Consider the following 25,024-nt stretch of genomic DNA (forward strand, 5'->3'; position numbering starts at 1 on the left):
TCTATTCACCCTGACTGTTTTTGATGATGCCGACGGCCTGTCTGGGCTCGATGATAACAACATCACCTGCTTGCAGACCTGCCAGAATCTCGCGTTCAGATCCCACCGTCCTGCCCGGCCTAACCTGACGAAGCTGAATATCATCGTTTTTGAGCAGATACACCGCACTGGCCTCCCCTCGCTGAACCACGGCTTCGGCAGGGACCAGCAATAGGGTTTCATCCTGGCCTTCCAGGCTCACTTTGACACTGCTGCCCGGGTACAAATGGTCCGCCTGCGCCAGCAAAGGAATCCGAAGGTCGAATGAATGACTGGCAGGATCAGCCTGTGGTATCAGCGTGGCCTCGCCTGCTGAGAGTGACTTGCCATCAATAGTCTCAACATTGGCAATCCTGGCCGGCAGCAAGTCATCGAGCAGACGCTGGGGGATCTGAATCACAACCCGAAGCGAGTCCAGTGAAACACCCGACATCAACAGTTGGCCGGGACTGGCCATTTCACCCACCTCAATCAGCCGCTCGGTCACAATACCGGCATAGGGCGCCTGCACCACGGTATAGGATAAGGCGACTTTTGCTTCAGCGACTTCGGCCTCGCGGGCTTTGATTTGCGCTGCCAGCACATTCACCCGGGCATTGGCAGCAGCTTTATCAGCTTCCGCTTTATCCAGTGCCGAACGGGTCACCTGTTTACGGGCAAAAAGATCGGCTATCCGTCCGGCTTCGGCCTGTGCTTCTTTTTGCCGGGCCAGGGCTTCCTGATATTGCGCCTTTTCTGCGAGTAGATTCGCCTCAGCGCGCATCAGCCGGGTTTTAATTTCATCGTCGCGGAAACGCAGAATGACCTGGTCTTGAGCAACCCGGTCATTCACATCCACATTGATCTCGATAACCTCCGCCGCGATACGCGAAGAGACGGTAGCCCGGTTTACCGCTTCAACCACCCCATCAAACTGATATTGGGCTGGTATCGTTTTTAGTGTGACGCTGGCAGTCGCCATAGAATCAGCGGCACTGTGCTGTGGTAGCAGCCATAAGCAAAGAGCGAAAAAAACCGGATAGTGGCTGAGCTTCATGAGCAGTCCCTGTACTGACATACTATATTAGTATTTACTAATTTATAATTATTACCGCTGTTTGTCTATACTGGCCGCCTTTAAGCAGTAATTGAAGAGTGACATGACAGAGCAGAATCTAGCCACGCTTTATAGTTTTCGTCGATGTCCCTATGCCATGCGTGCCCGGCTGGCGATTGCACAAAGCGGTATTCAGTGTGAACTCCGTGAAGTGGTACTCAAAGACAAACCGCAGCAGCTCATTGAACTTTCGCCCAAAGCGACCGTGCCGTTACTGCTGACGGCGGATGATAAGGTGATAGACGAAAGCATCGACATTGCTTTCTGGGCATTGGCCCAGCACGACCCCGACAACTGGTATCAGTCACTGACCAGTGAGCAGCATGAACAGATGCTGGCGTTGATCGAAAACAATGACGGTGAGTTCAAATATTTTCTGGACCGCTATAAATACGCAGATCGCTATCCGGAACAGGACGAGCGTTTTTACCGTGAACAAGGTGAAAAGACACTGACGCGGCTGGAACAGCTATTAACTGAGCATGACTGTTTATTGAGGGACAGCTGGACCCTCGCTGATATCGCGCTATTGCCGTTTATCCGCCAGTTCGCTTTTGTCGATAAAGCCTGGTTTGACAGTTCGCCCTACCCCAGAATCAGGGCGTGGCTGGAAGCGTTTCTTGAGAGTGACTTGTTTCGCTCCGTGATGAAAAAATACCCGCAATGGCAGGAAGGCGATGAGCCCGTGGTCTTTCCCTAGGGCTTGTTGATCTAGGGACAGCGGGTTCTGGCTTCTGCTGCAGGCAAATCGTAATACTGGTAACGACAGATCATGGTCTCGGTATTAGCTGCCTCGACATCCATACTTTTGAGCAGCGTCTGCCATAAGCTGATGCGCTCGGCGTTATCAATTAAATCACTGTCGTGATTGCGTTTATTCAGCCACAATCCGTCCCCGTTAAAACTGTAAACCGGATATAAATCCTCACGCTGAGTGGCGGGCAGGATCCGCATGTTGAGATTATCCAGTACTAAAGGCACGGCTTTCGGTGTTTCGTAATAACTGACCACCATATGCGCCTGGTTGAGTTCCAGCGCTTTAACATAGGTCAGTCGCAGCTTATCCTGCTCCATGCCCATGCCGGTCAGGGTAAAGTACTTGGCCATAGAAAAGTCTTCACAGTCACCACCGCCACTGACAATAGTCTGCAGCGGTGTGGCCCAGTAATCCTGCTGTTTCCAGTGCTTGATATCGTCGACAAACACCAGCTGATTAACAAAATCATTGGCCGCTTTCAGGCGGCGCGCATCCGACCAGCGCTTACCCTCATCAATCAGCTGATTCCAACTGGCGACACGGGCCTCAATCTCGGGGCTGATCCCGGATTCTTTTTTGGGGGAAGATGAACAGCCGGCTAATAGTGCCAGCATCAAAACGATCAGCCATTTCATTTTTCAGTCCTCCCGGCAAAGGAAATCGGCAGCGGATTGACCGTCGAGGAGTTTTGGAACCACACCCAGACAGGGTGCGGAGATATGCTGTTTGAGTGTGTCAATAATTTCTGCCGACTCATGCTGCGCGTCAAGGTGATTGGCGACCCAGCCCGCGATTCGAAGGCCACGCTGCTGAATCGATTCAATACTGAGCAAAGCATGATTAATACAGCCCAGTTTGATTGCCACCACCAGCACCACTGGCAGATCCAGTACCACAGCGAGATCGGCCATGGTTTCGGTCTGATTCAGTGGCACCAGCCAGCCACCGGCGCCTTCCACTACCACGGCATCTGCCTCAGTTTTGATTTGTTCAAAGTGCTGCTTTATTTCACTGATATCAATCCGTGTATTGACCCGACTGGCGGCAATGTGAGGGGCTATGGCCGGTTCAAAAGCATAGGGGTTGATCAGCCGATACGGCAGTGACACATGACTCTGGGCAATCATGGCCAGTGCATCCTCGTTCTGCCACTGACCGTCGATCCAGTCACAACCACTCGCAACCGGTTTCATCCCGGCCGCTTTCAGTCCCTGCTTTTGCAGAACAGCGATTAAGCCCGTGCTGATTCGGGTTTTACCGACTTCAGTATCGGTACCGGTTACAAAAATATGTTTAGGTATCATCGACGTTGAATCTCGCTCAGGGGAACATGCACACTGCCATCAGCAGCCGGACGCTGACCTGCCTGCGGCAGTTTCCAGCCATGGCCGAACACGACTTCATAACTCGCCGGTATCAGTCCTTCGATGCGAAACTGTTCATACTCGGCAATAACCTGACGCATCAGCTTTTTGCCAGTGAGACCACGGCGGCGGCCTTCATTGACATTGCGTGCCCCCAACATTTTGAGGTCACGCATCATTGCCATCGGTGTCGGATAGGTCAACACATAAGGCTCGACATCGAGCACGCAGTCCGCTAAACCGCAGGATGTCATGGCATCGCCCACGTCATGCATATCGTAAAACACATTCACATGCGGATAGGCATCTACCGCGGCCCAGGCCTGTCTTAATTCGGTCAGGGTATCGGGTCCCAGTGAGCTGAACAGCAGTAATCCATCCGGTCTCAGCACCCGCTGAATTTCAGTGAAACTGACAGACGGCTCACACCATTGCAGGGCCAGATTGGCGAAAACCAGATCAACACTGTTATCAGCCAGCGGAATCGACTCGGCGTCGCCGGCCAGTAATTGCAGTTTCTGACTGCTGCCGGGCAACCAGCGCTTGAGTCCGAGATCCTGACGGTAGCGTTTGCGCGCCTGTTGCAGCATATCGGGGGCGATATCCATGGCAAACAACCTTGCCTGCGGAAAATGTTTTTGCAGCAGTGAAAGATTTCGACCGGTCCCCGCGCCCAGATCCAGTATCGACTGCGGTGCAATCTTCATCAGGCTCAGGCGATCCAGTAATTCATCCGCCGTCTGCCGCTGCAGAATCGCCACATCATCATATTTCGCGGCGGCAGCTGCAAAGGAACGGGCCACTTTGGCTTTGTCGGGACGATATTCAATCATCTATAAACTGTTCTATCTGTTGCTGACATGCCGCTGGTTGAGCAATAAACGGGGCATGCCCAAGTCCTTCCAGCATCGCCACCTGTAATGAAGGCTGAAGCTGGCGGGCATAGTCAGGCATGGCGACAGGTATCAAAGTGTCGCGACTACCCAACAACATTTGCACCGGGCAGTTCAAACCCGCCAGCGCCTCACGTAGATCCCATTTCAACAGGCAATCCAGGCCGGCGTGTAATGCTTCAGGTTCCGGTGCGTGCTGCGTCGCCAGCCGCTCGCTTAACTCACGGATGGTTGCGCGGCTCCGATCCGCACCTTTCGCCTGCAACATCAGAAAACGCTGCAGCGTCTGCTGTTGATTGACATCAAGACTCGCTGCAAAATTCTCAAACACTTCGCTTTGCATCGCGCATGGCCAGTCATGGGTCTCGATAAAGCGTGGTGTTACTGCCATCAGGCTCAGTTTGCTGACCCGTTCGGGATAACGCTGGGCAAAAGCCAGACTAATCAAACCACCGAGTGACCAGCCCAGCCATAGCGCTGTTTGGGGTAGCTTGTTTGCCAGCGCCGGTAATAGGTTGTCTGGGTCAAACCCCTGCTTCTGCCAGTCGCTGCGTCCGTGTCCCGGTAAGTCCAGCAGGTGCAGCGTAAAGCGTTTCGCCAGACGCTCTGCCAACTCGTGCCAGACACCACTATGCATGCTCCAACCATGCAACATCACCAGATCCGGTCCGTTACCCCGCTGTTCAATGTGCAATGGCCTGCTCCAGCGCACTGAGTAATTTGTTGACGTCCTGTTCGCTATGCGAGGCAGAAAAGGTAATTCTCAACCGCGCTGTCTTTTTAGGCACAGTGGGAGGACGAATCACACCGACCAGGATACCGGCCTGTTCCAGATGCTGACCGACAGCCAGGGCAGTTTTATCATCGCCTATCAATACCGGTTGAATCGGTGTTTCTGACGGCATCAGATTCAGGCCCAGTTGCTGCGCTCCCTGTCTGAACTGCTTTATCAATGTATTCAGCTTGTCACGGCGCCAGTCTTCCTGTTCCACCAGTTTCAAACTGGCCAGGGTTGCCGCCGCGACGGCGGGTGGCTGCGCCGTGGTGTAGACATAGCTGCGGGCCTGCTGAATCAGGGTTTCGATCACGGTTTCATTCGACGCGACAAAAGCACCGCCGGTGCCAAAGGCCTTACCCAGGGTACCGACCTGGATCGGGGCCTGATCCGGGGCCAGCGCAAAGTGTGACACCGTACCGCGACCGCCTTTACCAATGACCCCGAAGCCATGGGCATCATCAATCAGTACAGCAGCACGATGCTGTCTGGCCTGCGTCATAATCTCCGGCAACGGTGCAATATCACCATCCATGCTGAAGACGCCGTCAGAGACGATAAGGCGATGTTTGGCCGTGGCTGCGTTATGCAGACGTTTATGCAGCAATGCCATATCCGCATGAGGATAACGTAGTTGATCGGCTTCAGTCAGTCGGCCGCCATCAAGCAACGAGGCATGATTCAATTTATCCTGAATCACCGCATCGCCACGCTTCAGCAAACCATCAATGGTACCGAGGTTGGCCATGTATCCCGTGGAGAACAGCAATACTCGCGGCTGGCCGGTAAACTCCGCCAGGGCCTCTTCCAGCGCCTGATGATAATAACTGTGACCAGTCAGCAGATGTGCAGCACCACTACCGACCCCTTCCCTGTCAATAGCCTGTTTGAAGGCCTGTTTAATATCGGGATGGGCGGCCAGACCGAGGTAATCGTTACTGCAGAATGACAGCATGGCTTTGCCGTCAACAGTGATAGTCACGCCCTGGTCACCCAGTCGCAGGCGAGGCTGGCGGTAACGACCCGCCGCTTTACGATCGGCTAAAGCGGCGGTTAATTCCTCATGCCAGGGGAGTTGTGACACTCTTGGCTATCAGGCCGCCGAACACTGTTTTTTTTCGGCTTTGTCGTCACCGACCCAGGGTGTAATGCCCAGACGTTTGAACAGTTGCTGATCATGGTTGGTGTCCGGGTTGTCCGTGGTCAGCAGTTTTTCGCCGTAAAAAATCGAGTTGGCGCCGGCCAGGAAACACATCGCCTGCATTTCATCGCTCATATTTTCGCGACCGGCAGACAGGCGCACGAAGGATTTGGGCATCATGATGCGGGCCACAGCAATGGTGCGGACAAACTCCAGGGCATCGAGGTTATCTGTGCCGTTAAGCGGTGTACCTTCAACTTGCACCAGCAGGTTAATCGGCACGCTCTGAGGCTGGCTCGGCAGATTGGCCAGGCTGATTAACAGCCCGGCACGATCGGTGCGGGTTTCGCCCATGCCGACAATACCGCCGCTGCAGACATTGATCCCGGCATCACGCACATGGCTCAGGGTATTCAGGCGGTCTTCGTAGGTACGGGTAGAGATAATTTCACCGTAAAATTCAGGCGAGGTATCGAGGTTGTGATTGTAGTAGTCAAGGCCGGCATCCTTGAGACGCTTGGCCTGGTGCTCTTCCAGCATGCCTAATGTGACACAGGTTTCCAGCCCCAGGCTTTTGACGCCCTCGACCATTGCGGCAACCCGCTCCAGATCACGGTCTTTCAGGTTACGCCAGGCGGCGCCCATACAGAAACGGCTGGCGCCGGCATCTTTAGCATCATTGGCCGATTTCATCACTTCTTCCAGCGGCATCAATGGCTCGGCTTTCACCGCTGAGGGATGGTGAGCGCTTTGCGGGCAATAACCACAGTCTTCAGCGCAACCACCGGTTTTTATGCTGAGCAGGGTACTGATTTGTACCGCATTCGCATCAAAGTGCTCACGGTGAACGGTTTGAGCTTGATACAGCAGATCATTGAAAGGTAGAGCGAACAGGGCTTCAACCTCTTCCTGCTTCCAGTCTTGACGAATCGTCGCTTGGGTTTCTGCTACATTCTCAGGCATGATGACTCTTCACTGATTTAAAGGATTAAATAGGGTGACGGTCATGGCTGGCTTTAGCGCGCTGACACATCGAATTGGAGAATTATACAGGAAACTGTTTCCAATACCTTGCCTGCTCTGTGGCCTGCCCGGTGATCGGGAACCGCTTTGTCAGGCCTGTGCCGCGGAATTGCCTCTGCTGGGCCCAGCCTGTCCACGCTGTGCCAAACCGCTGGAATCTGCGCAAATCTGCGGTCAATGTCTGCAACAGCCTCCGGCAGCCGATCTGAGTTTTAGCCTGTTTCGATATCAGGATGCCGTTAAACGTTGCATCACTGGCTTTAAATTTCACCAGCAACTGCAGTTTGCCGATTTTTTTGCCGCCCGAATGCAGTCATCTCTGGCGTCCAGGTCGACACTGCCGGACTGCCTGGTGCCCATCCCTCTGCATCCTCTGCGGCTACGTCAGCGGGGATTTAATCAGGCGCAGGAAATCGCCCGTAGACTGGCAAAGGGCTTGGGTATCCAGTGCTGTCCCGAGTTATTGCAAAGAGTCAGGTTCACCCGCTCTCAAAGCCAGCTATCTTTTAAACAACGACGCAGTAATGTGCGCCGGGCATTTCGTTGTACTGATGCGGTCCCAGCACCTCACGTCGCGATTATCGATGATGTAATGACCTCCGGGCACACGACAGCAGAAGCCGCTGAAGTATTACAGCAAAATGGGGCTAGGACGATTGAAGTATGGACAATCGCACGTGCAATAAGCCATTATTAATGTTAGGGCTTGTTGCTTTTTCATATCCACCACTGCTGGCGACTATTTTTATGTCCGGCAAGGCGGGAAAGCGCACGGCGTAGCTGTTCTACATAAGCGATTGATATCGCAGCCGGGCGCAAAAATAGCCCTAGCCCTGGACAAAATACCGCTCATAAGGCGCCTGGATGCACGATATCGCCACCTTACAAGCCCGACTGGATGAATTGCTTCGTATCGCCAAAAGTAATGAGCGGAAACAAGAGAATTTCCAGCAATACGAGCTGGCTCTGCTCAACAGCACCAGTCTGCATGAACTTCTGAGCATTATTCTGGATCAACACAAAGAACGATTTCAGCTAACCGAAGTCACCCTGATGCTGTATGACCCTGAGTACGAAATCCAGCGACTGGTGGAATCCAAGATCGCCCAAAATGCCTGGGCAGGCAGGCTGTTATTCACCGATGCGGCACATCGGGTCAATCAGCACTTCAGTCCACTGAGAAAGCCACGGTTGCTAAAATACTCTCCACATCAACATGCCTATCTGTTTCCGGAACAGGAAGAGTTGGGCTCAGTTGCCTTGCTGCCACTGGCACGCCAGAATCATCTGTTCGGCAGCCTCAATCTCGGCAGCCGTAACCCCTCCCGATTTCAGGGCCAGATAGGCACCCTGTTTCTGGAGCATCTGGCCGCCGTGGTCTCAGCCTGTATTGAAAATGCCCGTCTCCATGAACACATTAAACTCGTGGGCCTCAGAGACGCACTGACCGGCATTAACAACCGGCGCTTTTTTGACCAGCGCCTGAGTGAGGAAGTCAGCCGGGCACAGCGTTCAGGTTCTCCCCTGTCCTGCCTGTTTATCGATCTGGATCATTTCAAACGGGTTAATGACCAGCATGGGCACCAGGCAGGTGATGCGGTACTTAAGCAGGTCTCAAAACTGCTATCAGATCGATTACGTCAGACCGACGTGCTGGCCCGTTATGGCGGCGAAGAATTCATAATCCTGCTGGCTGATACAGCGCAGGAAGATGCCACATTGATTGCCGAACAAATCCGTGATCGTGTTGCTAAAGCCTTGTTTGCTATCCCCCCGGGGAAATCTCTGCATGTCACCCTATCTATCGGTGTTGCAACCATGGCGGTACCTGGTTCCATCAAGGATGGCAGACAGCTAATCGCGCTGGCCGATCAGGCCGTTTATGCCGCCAAACTATCCGGACGCAACCGGGTAAAAACCGCGCGATGATGTTACTGGCGACCCTGATCATTAACAGCATTATTGTGCTAACCACAATACTGATCCACTATCAGACCCTGTTCCTGTTGGCGAGAAAACTGCCCAAATTGCGGCTCATCCACCATTACCGTGTATTACTGGCCGTCATTGTGATTGTGCTGGCCCATATCATCGAAATCTGGTTGTTCGCTATCGGCTACTATCTGATGATCCACACTGGTGATTTCGGCACCTTGAGCGGTAATATCAATTTAAGCCTGCTAGATTGCAGCTATTTTTCTTTCACCACTTACACCACCCTGGGTTATGGCGATATTGAACCTTCCGGATATCTTCGTTTTCTCAGCGGCCTGGAGTCACTGGCGGGACTGGTCATGATCACCTGGTCTGCTTCGTTTGTATTCCTGGAAATGCAAAAATACTGGCCTAAACGCTAGCTTGTCTGATCGCTGCTCCCAGCCTCTGTTGTGACCGGCCGCCACGGCATGCATAAGGCCTCAGCGTTGTTGAATCGCAGAAGGGTGCTGAACAATCATGAAATACTTATTGCCCCGTCGGCGTAGCCAACCCCGCACTTCCAGCGGCTGTTTCAGATAGGTCGTCAGCGACGGAAAATAGGATTGATGGGACTTGGCAATTTTGATCACAAAGTGGTCAGACACGACCAGATTCATATACTTGCGGGTCTCGTTAATACGGCTGGGGGTGACCAGCCAGCGCTGCCAGCCGCGATAATCACGACCAGGTTCTAAATCGGCCAGTTTTTTGAGCGCAAATTCGGTTCTTTGCCAAATCCCCTTATTCGCAGTCTGCGCCTGCTGCTGGGCTGTAATCAGTGATTGGCTGTAACGCAGGTTAGGCGGGGTTAAGGTCAGCATAGCCAATCCCTGTGCCAGCAGACTGGCATTGAGGTATTCGCCGGATGCCAGGAAAAGGTGGGCCAGTTTCCGGTCATATTTATCCAGTTGCTCGGCATCGTACTCCAACCAGACTTCCGCAGAATGCAGCCGGTTTTGCAGCCAGCTACGGGCAAGCTCACCACCCGCTTCAGCGCGGGTGAAGCGGCTCTCAACCTCGGGCGTGTTGATCCCGATCAATCGGATTTTGTCACCGTTTTCCAGCACCACCGTGTCACCGTCAATGATATGTGTGACATGGACTTTATAACGGTAAGGGGCCGTATCCAGCTCGATCTCTTCTGCACCACGCGAAGGCCTGTCACTGAAAGTGGTGCGCCCAAAACGGTCCTCACTGCGGTAGATATCTGCCTGTGAGTTGAAAGCCAACAACAGCAGGACCATGCCAATCCATGAGCACATATCATCTCTCCCTGAGCTGCGATTAGTTTGCGGTTAACAGACGTTCAAGACACTCCTGCTGCTGAGTCACCTGATGGCGGCAATCCTCGACCAATTGCTTGAGCATGGTAGCCACCGCATCAAAACTACCACCATGTTCGCTGGCATGGGCTGCTTCCACCGCGCAGCAAATCGCCAGATATTCACCTTTTTTGACCGATTGCGGCATATCCGAGAGCGACAGCGCCAGCTTTTTGAGTAATTGCTCTGCCTCATCCCAGTTGTCCGTTTGCAGAATGCCTGTCAGCCAGCTTTGCGCCTGCTGGCAATCCTGGTTAATCCCCTGGCCTAACTCCTGAATGCTCTGGGTCAGCACCCGAAAGGCATCTCCCTCGCTACCAGCCCGGGCCGCAGCGCTGACTGCGTTGGATGACAATAAGTGCATCTGCCGCAGCAAGGGTTGCATCGCTGTCAGTTGCTGTTCCAGCAGTTCGAGTTGCGGTTTGATCTGTTGCAGCCGGTTTTGCCCTATCTGCCCGGTCATCACTCAGCCCAGAATAAGTAATGCAGAACCAGACTGGCGAAAATCACCAGGCCGACCCAGTTATTATTAAGAAAGGCACGCAAACACGCCTTTGGCGCTCGATGGTGGCTGAGAAACTGCTGATAAACAAATAAACCGGCCGCGATGGCAAGTCCCAGATAATAGACCGTACTCAGTTGCAGTTGCTGGCCGATCAGGACCATCACGATCAGGTAAGCGACCTGCAGAATCCCCTGAATCACCAAATCATCATCCCCGAACAGAATGGCCGTGGATTTCACGCCGATTTTCAAATCATCCTCTCGATCAGCCATCGCATAAAAGGTGTCATAGACGGTTGTCCAGATAATATTAGCCATGAACAGCAGCCAGGCGATGATAGGCAGACTCCCGGTCTGCGCGGTAAAAGCCATCGGGATCGCCCAGCCGAAGGCCATCCCCAGATAAATCTGCGGCAGATAGGTGTAGCGTTTCATAAAGGGATAGGTTGCGGCCAGAAATACCGCCACCAGCGACAGCATGATGGTCATGATATTCAGTAGCAGTACCAGCCCCAACGCTGTCAGGGCCAGTACAACAAAGACCATGATAGCGTCACGCGCCTGCAATTCACCGGTCGCCAGCGGTCGGCCCTCGGTGCGCCAGACATCGCCATCAACCTCACGATCGGCAAAATCATTAATCGCACAACCGGCACTGCGCATGATAATGACGCCCAGAATAAAGACGGTTAACACCGTTAAATCCGGCAGGCCTTCGGCCGCAATCCATAAAGCGCTCAGTGTCGGCCACATCAGAAGCAAAATGCCGATGGGTCGATCCAGGCGGGTCAGGCGCAGATAGGGTTGCAAACGGAGATGTTTGACACTCACTTAATCACTCCACTTGTCCGAGGGCAAAAAGATTTCATTCACCAGCAAGCCTTTGTCCTCCAGATAAAAACAGGAACGGCGTGCCCACAATCTATCAGGACGTTGCGTTAAATGCCGGGTAGCCATTTTAAACAGACTGTCCTGTGGCTGCAGACAGGCGACCTCGATCTCACCTCGGCGCAGCGAGGGGTCATTAAATAACAGTTGCCCCAGCGAACGGTTTCCCAGGGTTTCAAAGCGGGCCTGCATTGCCTGATAGGTGCGCATAGGCACCATGGTGCGGGCATAGACTTCAGCTTTATTGCCGTCGAGCAGATGCACTTCACGACTGAACATCAGCTGCCCCAGGGGTTGTTCCAGCAACAACGACTCATCAGCCAGCGGTCGCTGCCAGCCACTGTGCAGCAGTTTGACGGAAAACGACTGTTCACAGGCTTTGGTTAACTGCTGTGTCAGTGATCCACTATCGGTCAACCAATCGCGTAAAGCCGGTGGCAAAGATTGAACGATCGGGGGTTGCCAGTGGCTACGAAAATTCATTAAAGGTCCATTCATCACACATTGCCGAAATCGAGTTTATGCGCGAACCAGCGGTTAACCAGTGCCTCCGCATGCTCTGGCGCGTCTTTGAGTATCGCTCTGGCCGCCCGGTCCATCACGGCCAGCAGGTCCTGATCCTCGATTAAGTCAGCAACCCGGAATTGTGGCAGCCCGGTCTGGCGGGTACCAAGCACTTCGCCGGGACCACGGATTTCAAGATCACGCTGGGCAATCACAAACCCATCATTGGTCTCACGTAAACATTTCAGTCTAGCCTGACCATTTTCGGATAAAGGCGGATGGTACATCAACACACAATGACTCTCGATCTGGCCTCGCCCCACCCGACCGCGCAACTGGTGCAACTGCGCCAGACCCAGTCGTTCAGCATTTTCAATCACCATCAGACTGGCATTGGGCACATCGACACCGACTTCGATGACCGTGGTCGCCACCAGCATATCCAAAGCACCGGTTTTGAAAGCATTCATCACGGTATCTTTATCCACCGTTTTCATCCGACCATGCACCAGACCGATTTTGAGGTCCGGCAGGCTGTCCTGCAATAGGGTGGCTGTGTCTTCTGCCGCCTGACATTGCAGATGCTCTGACTCCTCAATCAGCGTGCAGACCCAGTAAACCTGACGCTGCTGCTGACAGGCGGCATGCACCCGGTCGATGACATCCTGTCGACGGTTATCGGGCACGACCACGGTGGTAACCGGGGTGCGACCCGGTGGCATTTCATCGATGATCGAAACATTCAAATCGGCATAGGCCGTCATTGCCAGCGTGCGTGGAATCGGTGTCGCTGTCATCACCAACTGATGCGGCATCGAGTTCACATCGCGACCCTTGTCCCTCAAGGCCAGACGTTGATGTACGCCAAAGCGGTGCTGCTCATCGATAATCACCAGACCCAGGTTATTGAATACCACTTCATCCTGAAACAGGGCATGGGTGCCGACCGCCACTTTAATCTCGCCAGACTCCAGTTCAGCCAGGACCTGTTTGCGTTGTGAGGCGGTCTGTTTACCGGCACACCAGCCGACCTGAATGCCCAGTGGGGTCAGCCAGTTGGCAAAGGTACGGTAATGCTGTTCAGCCAGTAACTCTGTGGGCGCCATCATCACCGCCTGACAGCCGGCAGAGACCGCTTCAATCGCCGCCAGCGCCGCGACCACCGTCTTACCTGAACCGACATCGCCCTGCACCAGCCGCTGCATCGGATGCGGCTCGGCCATATCCTGCAGGATCTCATCAATGACGCTTTGCTGCGCGCCGGTCAATGGAAACGGCAAAGCGCTGAGTAATTGCTGACGATACTGCTTATCCCCTCTCAGGATGGGCGCGGTGTGATGCTGGGTCTGGGCACGTAGTTTTTTCATTGTGAGTTGCTGTGCCAGTAATTCTTCATAAGCCAGCCGTTTCTGAGCCGGGTGTTTACGTTCCAATAACTCGTCGACAGCCGCGTCCGGTGGCGGCTGATGCACATATTTCAGCGCATCGACCAATGAAAAGTCGGCTGCCTGGTGCAGTCTGGAAGAAACAGGCAGCAGCTCTGGCATTGAGTCCTGATCCAAAATCGCCAACGCCTGTTTCATCAATTTACGCAGGGACAGTTGATGCAGCCCTTCCGTGGTGGGATAAACCGGGGTCAGTTCGTTATCGACCGGCACAATGCCCTCTGCGGCGATAAGCTGATATTCAGGGTGGACCATCTCCAGAGAGGACGGGCCATTTCGGACCTCGGCAAAACAGCGGATCCGGCGACCTTTGGCGAGCTGTTCCTGCTGAGCTTTGGAAAAGTGGAAAAAGCGCAGTACCACCGCGCCGGTGCCATCAGAGATATGGCATAAGAGCGATCGGCGGCGGCCGAACTTGACCTGGGACAACTGGATAGTACCTTCTATCAGCACTTCCTGCCCTGGCCTCAATGCCCCCAGCGGCATCAGCCGGGTACGATCCTGATAACGCAGGGGTAAATGGAATAGCAGATCCTGAACCTGCTCAATGCCGATTTTACTGAGGCGCTCGGCGACTTTGCCGCCGACGCCTTTCAATGAGGTAACCGGCTGTGATAACCATTCACCCGCCATCACAGCCGTTGATTCCATGACTGATTGGTTTATGCGCCCAGGTGCAGCACCGCGTCCATTTCAACCGGCACATCCTTGGGCAGAGAAGCGACACCAATCGCGGCACGCGCCGGATACGGCTGTTCAAAATACTCAGTCATGATCTCGTTGACCGTACCGAAATGGCTGAGATCGGTCAGAAAAATATTCAATTTGACTACATCCTGCAAACTGCCACCAGCGGCTTTGGCAACAGCAGAAAGATTGTCGAACACACGACGTACCTGGGCAGAAAAATCACCATCCAGCACCGTCATCGTTTCCGGTACCAGCGGAATCTGGCCAGACAGATAGACAATATCGCCAACCTTGACTGCCTGTGAGTATGGACCGATAGCTTCAGGCGCATCAGCGGTATGAATAATTTCGCGGGTCATTGAGTTCTCCATTTAAAGCCGCCTGCGCGGCATCAATTAATTAATACGGGAAATTCTCTCCACCATATCGAGCAGACGCAGACGACGAATCACGCGTGCCAAGTGCTGACGGCTCTGCACCTCAATAGTGAGCCTGAGATCGGAATAGCCGCCGTCACGCTCATCCACGACCACATTGTCGATATTGGAGTCGGCCTCAGACACCACGGCTGCCACCGTTGCCAGCACACCACGCTGATTTTTGACATGAACCATAATATCAACCGGAAATTCACGATCGACATCCGGCGCCCAGGTAACATCCAGCCATTTCTCGTTCTGTACACGAAGGTGGGAAGTATTCTTACAACTACGCTGGTGAATGATAATGCCACGGCCGGTGCTGACATAACCATGAATCGGATCGCCTGGAATCGGATGACAACAACGGCCAAAACTGACTACCATGCCTTCAGTTCCGGCGATCATCAGTGCCTGCGGCTCTTTGTTCGGCGTCGATTCATTGACCAGTTTCTGGGCAATTAACAGGGCTGAATGGTTACCCAGACCAATATCCTCCAGCAAATCATCGAACTGTCTGAGTTCAAACTCGTTGACCAGTTCATTGATCCGTTCTGCCGGAATATCATCCAGATGCGTCGAAAAAGCCGTCAGATGTTTGTTGAGCAAGCGCCGTCCCAGCAGCGTCGCTTCTTCAGTTTGCAGATGACGCAAATAGTGACGGATGCTGGTACGCGCCTTGGCTGTCACGACAAAGTTGAGCCAGGCCGGATTCGGATGCGAATTGGGAGAGGTAATGATTTCGACCGACTCACCGGTTTCCAGTTGTGTGCTGAGCGGCACCAGATGCCGGCCGACACGGGCAGCGACACAGTTGTTACCGACATCGGTATGCACTGCGTAGGCAAAATCGACGGCAGTGGCGCCGCGCGGCAGGGTCAGGATTTCGCCTTTTGGCGTAGAAACGTAAATTTCATCCGGGAACAAATCGATGCGCAGGTTTTCCAGGAACTCCATCGAGTCACCGGAGCCTTTCTGCATCTCCAGAATGCCTTGCAGCCATTGGCGCGCCTTGCGGTGGGCCAGATTATCGCCTCCGGATTCACCGGTTTTATATAACCAATGGGCGGCGACACCGGCTTCCGCCATGTGATCCATATCGCGGGAGCGGATCTGTACCTCTATCGGCACACCATAAGGACCGAATAAAACGGTATGCAGCGATTGGTATCCATTGGCCTTGGGAATCGCAATGTAATCTTTAAACTTACCCTGCACCGGTTTGTAGAGGTTATGTACTACACCCAGCATCCGGTAGCAGGCATCAACATCATCGACAATGATGCGGAAGGCATAGACATCCATGACTTCGGAAAACGACAGCTGCTTGCTGGACATTTTCTTGTAGAGGCTATAAAGGTTCTTTTCACGCCCCTGAATATCAGCACTCAGCCCTTCCTGTTCCATCCGGTTGAGAATAGAGGCCGTAATCTGACTGACAATTTCCTTGCGATTACCGCGTGCCTTTCTGACCGCATCCTGTAACACCCGGTAACGAATCGGATACAACACGTGGAAGCCCAGATCTTCCAGCTCACAACGCATCAGGTTCATCCCCAGACGCTGGGCAATCGGCGCGTAGATATCCAGCGTTTCATGGGCGATACGACGGCGTTTCTCCGGTCGCAGATGGCCGAGCGTACGCATGTTGTGCAGGCGATCAGCCAGCTTGACGATGATGACACGGATATCACGTGACATCGCCAGTAACATCTTGCGCAGGTTTTCCGCCTGCGCATGTTTGGTGGTTTCAAAAGCGGCCTTGGCCAGTTTGGTGACACCTTCCACCAGTTCAGCCACTTCTTCACCGAACTCAGCCGCGAGATCATCGCGGCTCAGCGCCGTGTCTTCAATCACATCATGCAGCAACCCGGCCATGATGCATTCATAATCCATATGCATCATCGCCAGCACATGGGCTACCGCCAACGGGTGTGTAATGTAGCGTTCGCCGCTGCGGCGGGTCTGGCCTTCATGTGCATTATCCGCAAAATGATAGGCACGCCGAATCGCATCCACCTGTCTGGCATCCAGATAATTGGATGTCGCAAAACACAGATCGTCAATCGTGAGCTTTGGCTCAGACTCCTGGATGAAATCCAGTTCGGAGGCGACTGAAGGCTTGGCGCTCACGGCTTATTCTTGGCTTTGCAGCTCTTCATCAGCCACGATGCTTTCTTCAGCATGCTGGCGGGCACTGGTTTTGGTCAGGATATCGGGGCCGACCAGACCTTCTGCGATTTCACGCAACGCCAGTACCGTTGGTTTGTCGTTATCAACATCAACCATCGGGTCGTCACCCAGTGCGATCTCGCGCGCGCGTTTGGCAGCGACCAAAACCAGTTGGAAGCGGTTATCAACATTTTCTAAACAATCTTCTACAGTAGTGCGAGCCATCTGTGTTTTCCCGTGAGTTAAAAGAAGTAATTCTACGTAATATCAGCGTTTTAAGCTAGGTAAATGGCTTTACGCCATTATCGTTAATGCGACGTATCAGCCCAGTAATTCGCTGATCAAGCCGGCCTGTTTCTGCTTTTGCATGGACAGTGTATGTCGTTTGGCCATGATGATCGCGGTCAGACTGTCCAGCGCCTGGCTGAAATCATCATTGACAATGAGATAGTCGAATTCGACGTAATGGGAAATCTCGTTTTCGGCATCCCGCATGCGGCGCGCGATAATCTCTTCATTATCCTGACCGCGATTGCGTAAACGTTGTTCCAGTGTGGTTTTCGACGGCGGCAGAATAAAAATGCCTGTGGCATCTTTCAGATTATTGCGAACCTGCTGCGCGCCCTGCCAGTCGATTTCCAGGATGACATCCAGTCCCTGCGCCAGCATCTCCTGTACCGCCACAGAGGAAGTGCCGTAGCTGTTGTCAAACACGGTGGCGGACTCAAGAAAATCACCTTTGTCACGCATATCGGCAAAGGTTTCCTGACTCACAAAGTGATAATCGCGGCCATCAACCTCACCTTCGCGCGGCGGCCGCGTAGTATGAGACACGGACAAACGAATATCATCGTGACGAGCGACCAGCGCATTCACCAAACTGGTTTTTCCTGCACCTGACGGAGCGGCGACGATAAATAAACTTCCTATCATGCAAGCAGACCCTGGACTCAACTGTTTTACCGGCAGGCTGCCGGTGACAATTCAAGCTGACATTATACTGATGCTGACTCATTCTGCAGTGAATTGCTCCCCAATTGCGTGAGAGGCTAATCACCATCAGTCAGATCAATTTGCCTTCATCAGCGTTTGAGGGTAAACGGCGTATGCTCAACACCATAGCACTCATTGCTTTTATAGCAGATATTCTGGCTATAAGAATGAAGTCATTCAAAGGCTTGCTGACCGCCTTTATTCGATATTCTGAATCTGTTCGCGCATCTGTTCGATAAGGACTTTCAGATCGACCGAAAAACGGGTGGTATCAGTATCGATTGATTTTGAGCCCAGCGTGTTGGCTTCACGATTCAGTTCCTGCATCAGAAAGTCCAGGCGGCGACCAATCGGCTCATCGCGCTGTAACACTGATTCTACTTCCCTGACATGGTTTTGAAGGCGATCCAGTTCTTCGGCAACATCGCTTTTCTGCGCCAGTAAGACCATTTCCTGTTCCAGCCTTTCCGGCTCCAGATTCACGGCCAGGTCCTGTACTCTTTCCCGTAATTTCTGACGCTGTGTCTGCAGGATTTCCGGCATGCGTGCGCGAACCGCTTCAGCAATCTGGTGGATTTGCTGGCAACGCTGTTCAATCATATTCTGCAGGGCCGCCCCCTCACGCTCACGGGTGTCGACAAGATCAATCAAGGCTTTTTGCAGTGAGGCCATCACCCGCTCGCTGAGGGCCTCCTGATCGAGGCTTGGGGATTCAATCACACCCGGCCATTGCATGACTTTCATCAAATCCAGTGCTGCGGCATTCTCACTGAGCGCAGCCAACTGCTGATAACGGCTGATCACACGCTCGGCCAGCGCTTCGTTGATTTCCAGGCTTTCCTGTTGTTGCTCGGGCGATTTGTAGCGCAATGTCACTTCCACTTTGCCCCGTCCCAGTGCATCACTGATAAATTTGCGCATCGCCATTTCCAGCGGCCGGAAGCTATCGTCGAGGCGGAACCCCACCTCGAGATAACGGTGATTCACCGAGCGAATTTCCCAGCTCAGGGTACCCAGGTCTGTTTGCTCCTCATAGCGGGCAAACGCGGTCATGCTTCGTGTCACAGATTGATTCCAGCGTTAGATAAAACCCTAATCTTACCCAAATCGCTCTGCGGCCGACAGTCACGATCAGTATAATGAGCCAAATTTGATTGGGAGAAATACCGGTTATGCGTCCAAGTGGTCGTCAAGCGAATGAATTAAGACAAATCAACATCACCCGCAATTACACCAAACATGCCGAGGGCTCGGTGCTGGTCGAATTCGGTGACACCAAGGTGCTGTGTACCGCTTCTGTTGAAGAGCGCATCCCTCCCTTTCTGCGCGGCACCGGTGAGGGCTGGGTAACCGCTGAGTATGGCATGCTGCCGCGTTCGACCGGTTCGCGCATGCAGCGGGAAGCGGCCCGCGGCAAACAGGGTGGCCGCACCATGGAGATTCAGCGTCTGATTGGCCGCTCTTTACGTGCTGCGATTGATCTGAAATCACTGGGTGAACGTACTATTACCATCGACTGTGACGTGATTCAGGCAGATGGTGGCACCCGCACTGCATCCATCACCGGTGCCTTCGTTGCCCTGCAGGATGCCATTAACTACCTGCTCAAAAACAAGAAGATTAAATCCAGCCCGCTCTACGGACAGGTGGCATCCATTTCGGTTGGTATCTTCCAGGGTACACCGGTACTGGACCTGGACTATGCTGAAGACTCTTCTGCCGAAACCGATATGAATGTGGTCATGAATGAAGCCGGGGCGTATATTGAGTTACAGGGCACCGCTGAGGGTCATGCCTTCCGTGCCGATGAACTGCAATCCATGCTGGAACTGGCCAAAAAAGGGATTGAAGAACTGATGGAAAAACAACGGGAAGCACTGGCAGTATCATGAGCCAAATCGTACTGGCCACCGGGAACCAGGGTAAGCTGCGCGAATTCGTGCAGCTACTGGCCCCGCTCAATATCGACGTGGTGACCCAGTCTGAAATGGGCGTCAGCGAAGTGGCCGAAACTGGTCTGAGCTTCGTCGAGAATGCCATTCTCAAAGCCCGTAACGCCTGTGCCCAGACCGGACTGCCGGCCATTGCTGATGACTCGGGCCTGGAAGTAGATGCCCTCCTGGGTGCGCCCGGCATCTATTCTTCCCGTTATGCCGGTGAAAATGCCAGTGACGCTGACAATATTGAGGCTTTACTCACTGCATTGCAGGATGTGCCGGATACAGAACGTCAGGCTCGCTTTCAGTGTGTACTGGTATTTATGCGCCATGCCGACGATCCAACACCACTGATTTGTCAGGGGACCTGGCATGGTCAGATCCTGAGTGCCCCGGCCGGTGATGGTGGATTCGGCTATGACCCGGTATTTTTTGTCGCGGAAACCGATTGCAGCGCGGCTGAACTGAGTGCCCAGCAGAAACATGCGATCAGCCACCGTGGCCAGGCCATGCGTCGGTTTATCGAGGAGTTTCAGTATGCGAGGCATTTGCCCTGAGGCACACCGGTTTGAAAAGCCTGTTCGGTTTGCCCCTGCTGACTTTTCTGTTGGGCCTGCTGTTAGCCGGATGCGGTCACAAACCTTATCAGGATCAGCCGATTAAACCTATCTGGCTGCAACAGAACGTGCATGAAAGCTGGCAGCTATCACACCGCTATTTTATCGGGTTTCCCAAACCCGATGCGTTTTCGGTCTGTCATGATTTGAGTTGTCGTAGTGTGACCGATACCCAGCTTTCCAGCAGCGAATGGCAACAGATTCAACAACTTTTCGCAGACACCAGCGGCTCCCCTGAACAGGAACGAAAACAGATTCAGCAAGCAGTCGCATTGATGGAAAAACTGGTCGGGGAAAAGGTGGGTACCAGTCAGGATCTGCCTCAGAATGCGCTGCGCGGCAGTCGCATCGGCCAATTGGATTGCATTGATGAAGCGACCAACACCTCGGTGTATCTGCGCATACTGGAAAACCAGGGGTTACTGCAGTGGCACCGCACTGCACCGCGCACGTCACGCGGCATTTTTATCGGCCGAGCACCACACAATACGGCCACCATTGTCGATTTGGACACCGAGATTCGTTATGCCGTCGATGCCTGGTATTTTGATAACGGGGAACCACCCGCCATTGTGCCGCTCACAGCCTGGAAACAAGGCTGGCGGCCGGAATCTGTTGACGACTGATGTTTAATTTTACTGCCCTGCCACCGCTGAGCCTTTATATCCACGTGCCCTGGTGTGTTCGTAAATGCCCTTACTGCGACTTTAACTCGCATAAGAGTCCACAGGAGATTCCGGAGCAGGCTTATGTCGATGCACTGATCCGCGATCTGGAACAGGAAGTCCCGCTGATCTGGGGCCGCTCTGTGCAAAGCATTTTTATTGGTGGCGGCACCCCCAGCCTGCTGTCGGCAGAGGCTTATGACCGTCTGTTCTCGGCCATTCGTGCCCTACTGCCTCTACAGCACAATGCTGAAATCACACTGGAAGCCAACCCGGGTACGGTCGAAGCCGGCCGCTTTGAGGCCTATCGAAATATCGGCATCAACCGGCTTTCCATCGGCATCCAGAGTTTTGATAATGAGGCACTGAAAGCCCTGGGCCGGATTCATGACAGTCAGCAGGCCATCGCTGCAGTGGAAACTGCTCGCCAGGCCGGCTTTGATAATTTTAATCTGGATCTGATGTTCGGTTTACCGGGTCAGGATGAAGCTAAAGCCCGTCATGACGTCGAAACCGCCATTGCACTCAACCCGGCTCATATTTCCTATTACCAGTTGACCATCGAGCCCAACACCCTGTTTTACAGCCAGCCGCCGGTATTACCGGAAGATGATCCGATTTATGACTGGCAATTAGCCAACCAAGCCAGACTGGCTGCAGCCGGTTACCAGCAATATGAAACCTCAGCTTATGCCCGTAAAGGCAAACAATGCCGGCATAACCTCAATTATTGGCAATTCGGCGACTATATCGGGATTGGCGCCGGTGCCCACGGCAAAATAAGCAGTGCTTCACCGCAGCAGATTGAGCGCCGGGTCAAACAGAAACAGCCACAGACCTATCTGGATACCGCCGGCAGCGACAACTGTCTGCTGGAACGAAGCTGGGTCGATGAAAAAGAAGTCGGCTTTGAGTTTATGCTCAATGCCATGCGCCTGCTCGATGGTGTGCCCACCCCTTTATTCCAGCAACACACCGGGGTGCCCATATCACTCATCAAAAAACCCCTCGCCGAAGCAGAACAGCTGGGCCTGATTGAGCACGACATCCATCGCCTTCGCCCCACAGAAAAAGGACAGCGTTATCTCAATACGCTGATTGAGCAATTTCTGGGCGCGTAGTATTCTGTTGATAATCACCCAAGGAGTCTATTGATGCGGAACATCAGCCTAATGCTAGCAGCGTTTTTTCTGAGTTTGACGGCGTCGGTTCAGGCAGAAGTTATTTCCATCGCCGACCCGCGTTATGACGTGCCTAACAGCGATGCTGGTGTCATGCGGCCGACTCAGGGCATGAATATGACCCAGGTTGAGCAGAAATTCGGCACACCCGGCACTAAAATGCCGGCAGTCGGAGAGCCTCCTATCAGCCGCTGGATTTACAGTGAATTCGAAGTCTTTTTTGAATACGACAAGGTGATTCACTCCGTCGTCAAACGCACCGAACAACCTTAAACCATCGTGCTCATCCGTTCCGTTAACGTTTCTCTGCCGAAACAGGTTCAGCACAAAAACAAAACCGTCTCCACCGGTATCTTCAAGCAGCCGGTGACAGGCCGCATAAAAATTAATCCACTCAATCTGGACGGTGATAAGCAGGTCGATTTGGTCAATCACGGTGGCGAGCATAAGGCCGTTTATGGATTTGCTGCTGAGCACTATTTATTCTGGCAACAGAAGCTGGGCCTGGCCACATTGCCCTTTGGCAAATTCGGTGAAAACCTGACTGTTGAGGGCCTCGACGAAGCCGAGCTGTGTATCGGTGACCGGCTCAAAGTCGGTCAGAGTCTGCTGGAGATTTCCCAGCCCCGGGTTCCCTGCTTCAAGCTGGGCATGGCCTTTGAGCGACATGACATGCCGAGACTATTCGTAGAACAGGCAGCAACGGGTATTTACTTCAGAGTCATAGAAACCGGCTTAGTCGCCGCTGGCGATGTGGTCACCCTGGCTGAGCCTCATCCGGCCAAACTCAGCGTCCAGCGTTTATTCCGCGCCTATTTCGATAAAAGCCTGCCGCTAAACGAAAAAACGCCTGTTTTGGAACAGGCGCTTAAGATTGGCGCGCTTTCGCACGAGTGGCGCGAGAAACTGGAAAAACGCCTCGCCTAGTCCTCAACCGGTGACGGCTCAACACCCAGAAAACGGCGTAAGGCCCAGCCTGGAAGCGTGCCAACGCGGGCATGATGCAGTGAATCAGACTCAATCACGATCAGCACCAGCACCGACACCAATGTAGGCAACAGGCTAAGGCCACCCACCATGCCGTATACCATTTCTTTCATCATGCCCAGATAGGTTTTACCCACCCAGCCCAGAATGGCAACGCTGGTGACGACCGACAGTACAATCAGAAAGACCTTACTCCAGCGACGGGCAATCTGCCAGTGAGCCCAGACAAACTCACTGTCCTCGCGTCGGATATGACCCGAGCGGAAGTAGGTATAACCCAGCGCAGCGAAAGAGAGCAGTGGTACCAGCAGAAGATACTTGATATAAGCCGGTCCAAACGTCGAAATCGCGGTAAAAATGAGAATATGATTACCGATGAGATTACTCAGAAAAATATCATGCGGCCGCTTGGCCAGCAGTCTTTCTGTTTCGCTTGGTTCCGGCAGATTGCTCATGACGCTACTGTGCCATATTTTGAATGATCGCGTCACGCACTGATTCAAGGTTGGCATCAACGGTGACGACCGCTGACGTGCTTTGCTTGATGGCGGTATCGGGATCTTTCAGACCATGGCCGGTCAGGGTACAGACAATCGTGCTGCCTTCCGGAATCTTGCCATTTTTAACATCACGCAGGGCGCCGGCCAGTGAAGTCGCTGAAGCCGGTTCGCAGAATACGCCCTCTTTTTCCGCCAGTAGTTTCTGTGCTGCCAGAATTTCTTCATCGCTGCACTCATCGAACCAGCCACCGGATTCTTCCTTAACCTGCCAGGCTTTATCCCAGCTCTGTGGGTGACCGATGCGAATGGCAGTGGCCACAGTTTCCGGATCGTCCACCATGTGACCACGCATAAACGGCGCGCTGCCGGAGGCCTGATAACCAATCATTTTCGGACGGTTACCGACAATGGCACCACCGGCATATTTGCATTTACCGTCACAGTAAGCACAGGCATCGGTGACATGGTCGCCGGAATCGCAGGAATATTCGCAGTAGCCAATCCAGTGGGCGGTGATATTACCGGCGTTACCGACCGGCAGACAGTGGTAATCCGGTGCCCGTCCCAGTTCTTCGACGATTTCGAAGGCTGCCGTTTTCTGTCCCTGCAGACGATAGGGGTTAATCGAGTTAACGATAGTGACCGGGGCATGGTCGGCGACTTCCTTGACAAGGCGCATACCCTCGTCAAAGTTGCCTTTGATCTGAATCACGGTGGCGCCGTGCATCATTGCCTGTGCCAGTTTGCCCTGAGCGATTTTGCCATCAGGAATCAGTACGAACGCCGCAATACCGGCACGGGCCGCATACGCGGCTGCCGCCGCCGAAGTGTTACCGGTAGAGGCACAGATAATCGCTTTGCTGCCTTCCTCTACGGCTTTGGTCACGGCCATGGTCATACCACGGTCCTTGAACGACCCGGTCGGATTCAGACCCTCAAATTTGACATAAATATCGACATCCTTACCCAGCTCTTTGGCAATGTGGTTGAGCTTGATAAGCGGTGTATTCCCTTCGCCCAGGCTAATCAGGCGAGTGTCGTCATTGACCGGCAGTCGATCGCGATAGCGTTCAATCAGTCCAGTGTAACGGGGGCGAAATGACATAGTGTTTTCCTCTAAACTAAATTCGGTGGG

At 53.4% G+C, this 25,024-nt stretch carries 29 protein-coding genes; 10 read left to right on the forward strand and 19 right to left on the reverse strand.

The genetic code is table 11. The annotated features are described in order from the left end of the window. Position 1 precedes the first annotated feature (1 nt). Positions 2 to 1,000 (reverse strand): efflux RND transporter periplasmic adaptor subunit, encoded by a 999-nt coding sequence (locus OMQ46_RS10970; RefSeq protein ID WP_266236917.1) that lies wholly within the window; start codon positions 998 to 1,000, stop codon positions 2 to 4. Positions 1,001 to 1,178: 178 nt separating this feature from the next. Here OMQ46_RS10970 and OMQ46_RS10975 point away from each other — a divergent pair, with 178 nt between their 5' ends. Further along, positions 1,179 to 1,835 (forward strand): glutathione S-transferase, encoded by a 657-nt coding sequence (locus OMQ46_RS10975; protein ID WP_266236919.1) that lies wholly within the window; start codon positions 1,179 to 1,181, stop codon positions 1,833 to 1,835. A gap of 11 nt (positions 1,836 to 1,846) precedes the next feature. On the opposite strand, the gene OMQ46_RS10980 is transcribed toward OMQ46_RS10975, so the two are convergent. From OMQ46_RS10980 to bioB, 6 genes are read right to left on the reverse strand one after another with little or no spacing between them, the layout of a single operon-like run. Continuing rightward, positions 1,847 to 2,527: a transglutaminase-like cysteine peptidase gene (locus OMQ46_RS10980; protein ID WP_266236921.1), complete on the reverse strand. Its 681-nt coding sequence runs from the start codon at positions 2,525 to 2,527 to the stop codon at positions 1,847 to 1,849. A 3-nt stretch (positions 2,528 to 2,530) separates the two neighbouring features. Further along, positions 2,531 to 3,196 (reverse strand): dethiobiotin synthase, encoded by a 666-nt coding sequence (gene bioD / locus OMQ46_RS10985; protein ID WP_266236923.1) that lies wholly within the window; start codon positions 3,194 to 3,196, stop codon positions 2,531 to 2,533. Beyond that, entirely contained in the window at positions 3,193 to 4,089 is an 897-nt protein-coding gene (bioC, locus tag OMQ46_RS10990; RefSeq protein WP_266236924.1) for a malonyl-ACP O-methyltransferase BioC, read from the reverse strand. The genes bioD and bioC overlap by 4 nt, the downstream gene beginning before the upstream one ends. Then, on the reverse strand, positions 4,082 to 4,843 hold the full coding sequence (gene bioH / locus OMQ46_RS10995; protein ID WP_266236925.1) for a pimeloyl-ACP methyl ester esterase BioH: 762 nt from the start codon (positions 4,841 to 4,843) through the stop codon (positions 4,082 to 4,084). The genes bioC and bioH overlap by 8 nt, the downstream gene beginning before the upstream one ends. Continuing rightward, positions 4,833 to 6,008, reverse strand: coding sequence for an 8-amino-7-oxononanoate synthase (gene bioF, locus OMQ46_RS11000; RefSeq protein ID WP_266236926.1), 1,176 nt, complete (start codon positions 6,006 to 6,008; stop codon positions 4,833 to 4,835). The genes bioH and bioF overlap by 11 nt, the downstream gene beginning before the upstream one ends. Positions 6,009 to 6,017: 9 nt before the next feature. Further along, positions 6,018 to 7,028: a biotin synthase BioB gene (gene bioB / locus OMQ46_RS11005; RefSeq protein WP_266236928.1), complete on the reverse strand. Its 1,011-nt coding sequence runs from the start codon at positions 7,026 to 7,028 to the stop codon at positions 6,018 to 6,020. A 43-nt stretch (positions 7,029 to 7,071) separates the two neighbouring features. Between bioB and OMQ46_RS11010 the strand changes: the two genes are divergently transcribed. The 3 genes from OMQ46_RS11010 (at position 7,072) to OMQ46_RS11020 (ending at position 9,445) form a co-directional block, all read left to right on the forward strand. Further along, positions 7,072 to 7,785 (forward strand): ComF family protein, encoded by a 714-nt coding sequence (locus OMQ46_RS11010; RefSeq protein ID WP_266236929.1) that lies wholly within the window; start codon positions 7,072 to 7,074, stop codon positions 7,783 to 7,785. 167 nt (positions 7,786 to 7,952) lie between these two features. After that, entirely contained in the window at positions 7,953 to 9,017 is a 1,065-nt protein-coding gene (locus OMQ46_RS11015; protein WP_266236932.1) for a DUF484 family protein, read from the forward strand. Next, complete coding sequence (locus tag OMQ46_RS11020) at positions 9,014 to 9,445, forward strand: ion channel (RefSeq protein WP_266236934.1); 432 nt, start codon at positions 9,014 to 9,016, stop codon at positions 9,443 to 9,445. Before OMQ46_RS11015 ends, OMQ46_RS11020 begins: the two co-directional genes overlap by 4 nt. Positions 9,446 to 9,505: 60 nt before the next feature. On the opposite strand, the gene OMQ46_RS11025 is transcribed toward OMQ46_RS11020, so the two are convergent. The 10 genes from OMQ46_RS11025 to OMQ46_RS11070 all read right to left on the reverse strand — a co-directional run bounded on the left by OMQ46_RS11025 (position 9,506) and on the right by OMQ46_RS11070 (position 19,067). Beyond that, complete coding sequence (locus tag OMQ46_RS11025; RefSeq protein WP_266236935.1) at positions 9,506 to 10,327, reverse strand: thermonuclease family protein; 822 nt, start codon at positions 10,325 to 10,327, stop codon at positions 9,506 to 9,508. 22 nt (positions 10,328 to 10,349) lie between these two features. After that, on the reverse strand, positions 10,350 to 10,850 hold the full coding sequence (locus tag OMQ46_RS11030; RefSeq protein ID WP_266236936.1) for a hypothetical protein: 501 nt from the start codon (positions 10,848 to 10,850) through the stop codon (positions 10,350 to 10,352). After that, a complete protein-coding gene (gene ubiA, locus OMQ46_RS11035; RefSeq protein WP_266236937.1) occupies positions 10,850 to 11,722 on the reverse strand; it encodes a 4-hydroxybenzoate octaprenyltransferase in 873 nt (290 codons plus the stop codon). The genes OMQ46_RS11030 and ubiA overlap by 1 nt, the downstream gene beginning before the upstream one ends. Beyond that, positions 11,723 to 12,262 carry a chorismate--pyruvate lyase family protein gene (locus OMQ46_RS11040; protein WP_266236939.1) on the reverse strand — a complete coding sequence of 180 codons (540 nt, stop codon included), beginning with the start codon at positions 12,260 to 12,262 and terminating at the stop codon, positions 11,723 to 11,725. A gap of 14 nt (positions 12,263 to 12,276) precedes the next feature. After that, positions 12,277 to 14,379, reverse strand: coding sequence for an ATP-dependent DNA helicase RecG (gene recG / locus OMQ46_RS11045; protein WP_266236940.1), 2,103 nt, complete (start codon positions 14,377 to 14,379; stop codon positions 12,277 to 12,279). Between the two features lie 11 nt (positions 14,380 to 14,390). Next, complete coding sequence (locus tag OMQ46_RS11050) at positions 14,391 to 14,777, reverse strand: RidA family protein (protein WP_266236941.1); 387 nt, start codon at positions 14,775 to 14,777, stop codon at positions 14,391 to 14,393. A 36-nt stretch (positions 14,778 to 14,813) separates the two neighbouring features. Then, the gene (locus OMQ46_RS11055) at positions 14,814 to 16,931 is read right to left on the reverse strand and encodes a RelA/SpoT family protein (RefSeq protein ID WP_323135160.1); all 2,118 of its coding nucleotides are present in this window, start codon (positions 16,929 to 16,931) and stop codon (positions 14,814 to 14,816) included. Positions 16,932 to 16,973: 42 nt separating this feature from the next. Continuing rightward, the gene (rpoZ, locus tag OMQ46_RS11060; RefSeq protein ID WP_266236944.1) at positions 16,974 to 17,234 is read right to left on the reverse strand and encodes a DNA-directed RNA polymerase subunit omega; all 261 of its coding nucleotides are present in this window, start codon (positions 17,232 to 17,234) and stop codon (positions 16,974 to 16,976) included. Positions 17,235 to 17,330: 96 nt separating this feature from the next. Beyond that, positions 17,331 to 17,942 carry a guanylate kinase gene (gene gmk, locus OMQ46_RS11065; RefSeq protein ID WP_266236945.1) on the reverse strand — a complete coding sequence of 204 codons (612 nt, stop codon included), beginning with the start codon at positions 17,940 to 17,942 and terminating at the stop codon, positions 17,331 to 17,333. Positions 17,943 to 18,200: 258 nt separating this feature from the next. Beyond that, on the reverse strand, positions 18,201 to 19,067 hold the full coding sequence (locus OMQ46_RS11070) for a YicC/YloC family endoribonuclease (RefSeq protein WP_323135157.1): 867 nt from the start codon (positions 19,065 to 19,067) through the stop codon (positions 18,201 to 18,203). A 107-nt stretch (positions 19,068 to 19,174) separates the two neighbouring features. Between OMQ46_RS11070 and rph the strand changes: the two genes are divergently transcribed. From rph to OMQ46_RS11100, 6 genes are read left to right on the forward strand one after another with little or no spacing between them, the layout of a single operon-like run. Next, positions 19,175 to 19,894 (forward strand): ribonuclease PH, encoded by a 720-nt coding sequence (gene rph, locus OMQ46_RS11075; protein ID WP_266236946.1) that lies wholly within the window; start codon positions 19,175 to 19,177, stop codon positions 19,892 to 19,894. After that, positions 19,891 to 20,496 carry an RdgB/HAM1 family non-canonical purine NTP pyrophosphatase gene (rdgB, locus tag OMQ46_RS11080; protein WP_266236947.1) on the forward strand — a complete coding sequence of 202 codons (606 nt, stop codon included), beginning with the start codon at positions 19,891 to 19,893 and terminating at the stop codon, positions 20,494 to 20,496. The genes rph and rdgB overlap by 4 nt, the downstream gene beginning before the upstream one ends. 11 nt (positions 20,497 to 20,507) lie before the next feature. Continuing rightward, on the forward strand, positions 20,508 to 21,182 hold the full coding sequence (locus tag OMQ46_RS11085) for a hypothetical protein (RefSeq protein WP_266236948.1): 675 nt from the start codon (positions 20,508 to 20,510) through the stop codon (positions 21,180 to 21,182). Next, on the forward strand, positions 21,182 to 22,342 hold the full coding sequence (gene hemW / locus OMQ46_RS11090) for a radical SAM family heme chaperone HemW (RefSeq protein ID WP_266236949.1): 1,161 nt from the start codon (positions 21,182 to 21,184) through the stop codon (positions 22,340 to 22,342). Before OMQ46_RS11085 ends, hemW begins: the two co-directional genes overlap by 1 nt. Positions 22,343 to 22,375: 33 nt before the next feature. After that, entirely contained in the window at positions 22,376 to 22,675 is a 300-nt protein-coding gene (locus tag OMQ46_RS11095) for a hypothetical protein (RefSeq protein ID WP_266236950.1), read from the forward strand. A 6-nt stretch (positions 22,676 to 22,681) separates the two neighbouring features. Then, complete coding sequence (locus OMQ46_RS11100) at positions 22,682 to 23,329, forward strand: MOSC domain-containing protein (RefSeq protein WP_266236951.1); 648 nt, start codon at positions 22,682 to 22,684, stop codon at positions 23,327 to 23,329. On the opposite strand, the gene OMQ46_RS11105 is transcribed toward OMQ46_RS11100, so the two are convergent. Together OMQ46_RS11105 and thrC are read right to left on the reverse strand one after the other, a co-directional pair. Beyond that, complete coding sequence (locus tag OMQ46_RS11105) at positions 23,326 to 23,844, reverse strand: hypothetical protein (RefSeq protein ID WP_266236952.1); 519 nt, start codon at positions 23,842 to 23,844, stop codon at positions 23,326 to 23,328. The genes OMQ46_RS11100 and OMQ46_RS11105 overlap by 4 nt on opposite strands. Positions 23,845 to 23,848: 4 nt before the next feature. Beyond that, on the reverse strand, positions 23,849 to 24,994 hold the full coding sequence (gene thrC / locus OMQ46_RS11110; RefSeq protein ID WP_266236953.1) for a threonine synthase: 1,146 nt from the start codon (positions 24,992 to 24,994) through the stop codon (positions 23,849 to 23,851). Positions 24,995 to 25,024: the final 30 nt, after the last annotated feature.

This window comes from Methylophaga sp. OBS1, assembly GCF_026319365.1.